This window comes from Rhodopseudomonas sp. B29 (genome assembly GCF_000333455.1).
Taxonomy (GTDB): domain Bacteria; phylum Pseudomonadota; class Alphaproteobacteria; order Rhizobiales; family Xanthobacteraceae; genus Rhodopseudomonas.
Genome location: NZ_BADD01000285.1, coordinates 1 through 5136 on the forward strand (window position 1 = coordinate 1; position 5136 = coordinate 5136).

Annotated in this window: 5 protein-coding genes and 1 pseudogene; 5 read left to right on the plus strand and 1 reads right to left on the minus strand. The window is 64.6% G+C overall.

Translation table 11 applies throughout. The features are described from left to right. Positions 1-237: 237 nt before the first annotated feature. Positions 238-513 (minus strand): hypothetical protein, encoded by a 276-nt coding sequence (locus tag I5M_RS10470; RefSeq protein ID WP_022721362.1) that lies wholly within the window; start codon positions 511-513, stop codon positions 238-240. Between the two features lie 209 nt (positions 514-722). Between I5M_RS10470 and I5M_RS10475 the strand changes: the two genes are divergently transcribed. From I5M_RS10475 to I5M_RS10495, 5 genes and pseudogenes are all read left to right on the plus strand, one after another. Beyond that, positions 723-1730 carry an ABC transporter substrate-binding protein gene (locus tag I5M_RS10475; protein ID WP_031336022.1) on the plus strand — a complete coding sequence of 336 codons (1008 nt, stop codon included), beginning with the start codon at positions 723-725 and terminating at the stop codon, positions 1728-1730. Positions 1731-1773: 43 nt separating this feature from the next. Continuing rightward, positions 1774-2588, plus strand: a pseudogene (locus I5M_RS29480) (ABC transporter permease). A gap of 4 nt (positions 2589-2592) precedes the next feature. Next, positions 2593-3378 (plus strand): ABC transporter permease, encoded by a 786-nt coding sequence (locus I5M_RS10485; protein WP_022721364.1) that lies wholly within the window; start codon positions 2593-2595, stop codon positions 3376-3378. Continuing rightward, the gene (locus I5M_RS10490) at positions 3375-4460 is read left to right on the plus strand and encodes an ABC transporter ATP-binding protein (RefSeq protein ID WP_022721365.1); all 1086 of its coding nucleotides are present in this window, start codon (positions 3375-3377) and stop codon (positions 4458-4460) included. Before I5M_RS10485 ends, I5M_RS10490 begins: the two co-directional genes overlap by 4 nt. Next, positions 4461-5136 (plus strand): phosphodiesterase (locus tag I5M_RS10495; protein WP_022721366.1); only part of this gene is annotated, 676 nt, incomplete at its 3' end. It abuts the gene before it with no gap.

Consider the following 5136-nt stretch of genomic DNA (forward strand, 5'->3'; position numbering starts at 1 on the left):
TGCATCTTGTGACCCTCCATCACCCGCGGCGCGGGCGTCTTTCACATTGAACGATTGGCAGCAAATCAGCCACCGCAAGTATGAGGGGTTCTGCGTAGTCGCGCCGCAAAAATCTGGCCGCGAAGCGGGGCCGCGCGATTAGTCTTTCTGCTGAAAAGGTAATTGGCTATGGGCTGCGACGAAAACGCGCGCTGATAACAGCGCGCATCCGGCCTGGAAGTAGTTCGATGATCTCGACTAGTGATCGGCCGCCGCGACGCTGCGAACCGCAGAGGACGTCAGCGGACGCGCCTCGGCTTCGGCGATCCTGGCGTTGCGCAGCCGCTTGGCGTCCCGGCTCGCCATGAACGGCATGCCCAGCTTGCGCGCTTTCACCTGGACCGACGATCGTGCGCGCTTGAGCGCGGCAGCGGCCCGGACCGCCGAAGCGCCGCTTTCGATCAATTCTTTCAGCCGTGCGACCTGTTCGTCGTCCCATGGCCGGCATGCGTTGGTTCGTATGGAGTTCGGCATCGGCTGCTCCCTGAGTGGTCGGAGCTGCAAATCGCGGTTTCGCCCCGGATTATGCATCCGCGGACGTCAATCCCGCCGGGCGTCCAACGTTCCTAAATTCGGCCCCGCGGCGGCTGTCGCAAACCCGTCATGAGCAGCCGATAGGTCATCTCTCGAACCTTGAGGACTGCCGTCCTCCGCGCCCCCGACATGCACCAAAGGAACTAAAAATGAGGATCGGCCGGATCGCAGGGGTCGTGCTGGCGCTGTGCATGTTGGCGGGGCTGCAGCCGGCCCGTGCGGCGGACGTGATCTGCTACAATTGTCCGCCGCAATGGGCCGATTGGGCGACGATGCTCAAACAGATCAAAAGCGATCTCGGCTACGACATTCCTTTCGACAACAAGAATTCCGGCCAGGCGCTGTCGCAATTGCTGGCCGAGAAGGCCAACCCGGTCGCGGATATCGGCTATTTCGGCGTTAATTTCGGCATGAAGGCCAAGGCCCTGGGCGTCACGGAGGCCTACAAGCCGCAGAATTGGAAAGAGGTGCCGGCCGGCTTGAAGGATCCGGACGGCCACTGGACGGCGATCCATTCCGGCACGCTCGGCCTCTTCGTCAATGTCGATGCACTCGGCGGCAAGCCTGTGCCGGCGTGCTGGAAGGATCTGGAGAAGCCCGATTACAAGGGCATGGTCGGCTATCTCGATCCGCCCTCCGCGGCGGTGGGGTTCGTTGGCGCGGTCGCGGTCAATCTCGCGCTCGGCGGCAGCGACAAGGATTTCTCGCCGGCGATTGCGTTCTTCAAGAAGCTCCACGACAACGGCGCCATCGTGCCGAAGCAGACATCCTATGCGCGCGTCGTCTCGGGCGAGATCCCGATCCTGCTGGATTACGACTTCAACGCCTACCGCGCCAAGTACACCGAGAAGGGCAATTTCGCCTTCGTGATTCCGTGCGAGGGGTCGGTGGTGTTTCCCTATGTGGTGAGCCTCGTGAAGGGCGCGCCCGACGCCGACAAGGCCAAGAAGGTGATGGACTATCTGCTCTCCGACAAGGGCCAGGCGATCTGGACCAACGCCTATCTGCGGCCGGCGCGACCAATCGAGCTGCCCGAGGCGGTGAAAGCCAAGTTCCTGCCGGACAGCGACTACGCGCGCGCCAAGAGCGTGGATTGGGCCGCGATGGAAGCCGGGCAGAAGGCGTTCACCGACCGCTATCTCGCCGAGGTCCGGTGAACCGCCGACTGCGCAATCTGCCGCTTCGCCGCGCGCATCGATCATGACCCATCGCAGCTTCGTGCTTGCGTGCCTGGCGCCGCTTGCGCTGGTGACAACGGCGTTCTTCCTGCTGCCGATGGGGCGGCTCATGCTCGTCGGCGCCACGGGACCACACGGTCTTGCCGGCTATCTCGACATCGTGCTCGAGCCGCGCTATCGCGCCACGCTGATCAACACCGTGGTGCTGGCCGCCGCCACCACGCTGGCGACTATGGTCATCGCGACCATTTCGGGGATGTTCCTCGAACGTCACCGCTTCCCGGGCCGCAGTATTCTGATCGCGATGCTGACGTTCCCGCTGGCGTTTCCGGGCGTGGTGATCGGATTCTTGATCATTTTGCTTGCCGGCCGGCAAGGCGTGATCGGCGATCTGACGCAGATCCTGACGGGTGAGAAGATCGTGTTCGCCTATTCAATCTGGGGGCTGTTTCTCGGCTATCTCTACTTCTCGATCCCGCGCGTCATCCTGACCATCATGGCGGCGGTGCAGAAGCTCGATCCCGGATTGGAGGAAGCCGCGCGGTCGCTCGGCGCCGGACCGTGGGCGGTGCAGCGGGACGTGGTGCTACCGGCGCTCGGACCGGCTTTCGTCGCCTCGGGCGCGATCGCTTTCGCCACCGCGATGGGTGCGTTCGGCACGGCTTTTACGCTTGCTACCAACATCGACGTGCTGCCGATGCTGATCTACACCGAGTTCACGCTGGCGGCGAATTTCGCCACCGCGGCGTCGCTGTCGATCGGGCTCGGGCTGATCTCCTGGGCGATCCTGCGCTATCGCGCTCACTCACCGGCGGCGCCGTGGCGGCGACGGGCTGACGCGATGCGCGACCGCCTGATCTTCATCGCGCAGCTGTCGTTCACGCTGCTGGTCGCCGCGTTCCTCGTGGTGCCGGCGCTGCTGTCGATCTCGGCCGGGATCACTGCCAATTACTTTCGCGGCATCTCGTCTGGCGTGACCCTTCAATGGGTCGCGCAGGTGTGGGAGCTTTATGCCGACACCATCGCGCTCTCCTTCCTGATCGCTTTCGCCACGCTCGGCGCCACGTTGGTAATCGGCGTTCCGGCCGCCTACGCGCTGCATGTGCGAGGCGGCACGTTGTCGCGGGTCACCGAAGAGGTCGTCACGCTGCCGCTGGCTATCCCCGGCATGGCGATCGCGCTAGCGCTGCTGCTCACTTATGGGGGCTTCGGCGGCTTCCGCCGCTCCTGGATGTTCATTCTCGTCGGCCACGTCGTGTTCACGCTGCCATTCATGCTGCGCTCGGTGATGGCGGTGTTCGCGACCATCGATGTCGGCACACTCGACGAAGGCGCCGCGTCGCTTGGCGCTTCGCCGATGCGACGCTTCATCGACGTCATCGTGCCGAATGCGATGCCGGGTATCGTCGCCGGCAGCCTGATGGTGGTGACGCTGTCACTCGGAGAGTTCAACCTGACCTGGATGCTGCACACGCCGCTAACCAAGACGCTGCCGGTGGGGCTGGCCGACAGCTACGCGTCGATGCGCCTCGAAGTCGCCTCGGCCTATACGCTGATCTTCTTCATCATGATCGTGCCGCTGCTGGTCGCGATGCAACTCGTCGCCGGCAAGGAACAGCGCGCATGACGATGGATCTTGGGCACGGCGTCGCGGTGCGCATCGAAGCCTGCGGAAAGACTTTCGCGGACGGCACCAGAGCGCTGGAGCCGGCGACACTCGACATCGCGCGCGGCGAGACGCTGGTGCTGCTCGGGCCCTCCGGATGCGGCAAAACCACGATGTTGCGGATCATCGCCGGCCTTGAGACGCCGGACAGCGGCGGCCGCGTTCTGTTCGATGGCCGCGACGTCGCGTCGGAGCCGATCGAGCGGCGCAATGTCGGCATGGTGTTTCAGTCCTACGCACTGTTCCCCAATATGAGCGTCGCCGACAATATCGGTTACGGACTCAAGATCCGCGGCGTCTCCAAGGCGGACCGCGCTGCACGGGTCGCCGAGCTGGTACGCCTGACCAATATCGAGGGGCTCGAGAACCGGCGCATCGATCAGCTGTCCGGCGGCCAGCGCCAGCGCGTCGCACTCGCCCGCGCGGTGGCGATCCGCCCCGCGGTGCTGCTGCTCGACGAGCCGCTGACCGCGCTCGACGCTGCACTTCGCGAGCGGCTGCGCGGCGAACTCGACCGACTGCTGCGCTCGCTCGGCATCACGACGATCTACGTCACCCACGACCAAGCCGAGGCGATGGCGCTCGGCGACCGTATCGTCGTCATGAGCAAAGGCATGATCACCCAGGTCGGAACGCCGCGCGACGTCTATCTGCGCCCGGAAAGCCGCTTCGTCGCCGAGTTCATCGGCGCAGCCAATATCGTCGAAGCGGAACTACGCGACGGAAGGCTGCTGCTGCCGGGCGGCATACTCGCCGTGGCGGATGCGGGATCGCGACCCGGCGCCGTCGCGATGATCCGGCCGGAAACCATCTCGCTGACCGCACCCGAGGCCGCGATGCTGTCCGGCCACGTCGACGGCGTCAGCTTCGTCGGAGATCGCCAGCGCGTGATTGTCACCGGCGCCGCTGCCAAGCCGCTGACTGTGGATGCGTCCAACTCTGCAGTCGTCCGCACCGGCGAGCGCGTCGGCCTCACAATTTCACCCGAGGCGATCTGGCTGCTGTCCGATCCGCCGTCCAACGATGTTCGACCCGAGGGATAGATGCAAACGCCAATTTTGATCGCTCAGATTTCCGATCTTCACATCAAGGCGCCCGGCGAACTGGCTTATGGCCGCGTCGATACGGCCGCCGCCTTGCAGCGTTGCGTCGCCGCTCTGAACGCCTTTGTGCCCCGCCCTGATCTGGTGGTGATCTCCGGCGATCTGGTCGATACGCCGAAGGCGGAAGAATACGAGCACCTGAAGACGTTGCTTGTCCCGCTGGAGATTCCGTTCGTCGTCATTCCAGGCAATCATGATGGCCGCGAACTGATGCGCGAGATGTTCCCGCAAACTTTGTTCCCCGCCGACGGGCCGCTGAATCAGCTCCAACCGGTCGGCCCGCTCGATGTCGTGTTGTTGGATTCCACGGTGCACGGCCGGCCGCACGGAAGGCTCGAACTGGCGACGTTGCAGTGGCTCGACGCCGTGCTTTCCGGTTCCGACCGCCGGCCGGCGCTGATCTTTCTCCATCATCCGCCGTTCCTCGCCGGCATCTGGCATATGGATCTTCAGAACCTGCACAACGCCGACGAGCTTGCAGCCATCGTCGAACGCTACCCGTGGGTGCGGCTGGTCGCGGCCGGCCACATCCACCGCGCGGTCGTGACGACATTCGCCGGAACTGTCGCGACAATCTGTCCGGCGCCGAATCACGCGGTGGCGCTCGACCTCGCCG

Coding starts and splice junctions, on each gene's coding strand:
- I5M_RS10470 (WP_022721362.1), bottom strand. CDS start 513: ATGCCGAACTCCATACGAACCAACGCATGCCGGCCATGGGACGACGAA.
- I5M_RS10475 (WP_031336022.1), top strand. CDS start 723: ATGAGGATCGGCCGGATCGCAGGGGTCGTGCTGGCGCTGTGCATGTTG.
- I5M_RS10485 (WP_022721364.1), top strand. CDS start 2,593: ATGCGCGACCGCCTGATCTTCATCGCGCAGCTGTCGTTCACGCTGCTG.
- I5M_RS10490 (WP_022721365.1), top strand. CDS start 3,375: ATGACGATGGATCTTGGGCACGGCGTCGCGGTGCGCATCGAAGCCTGC.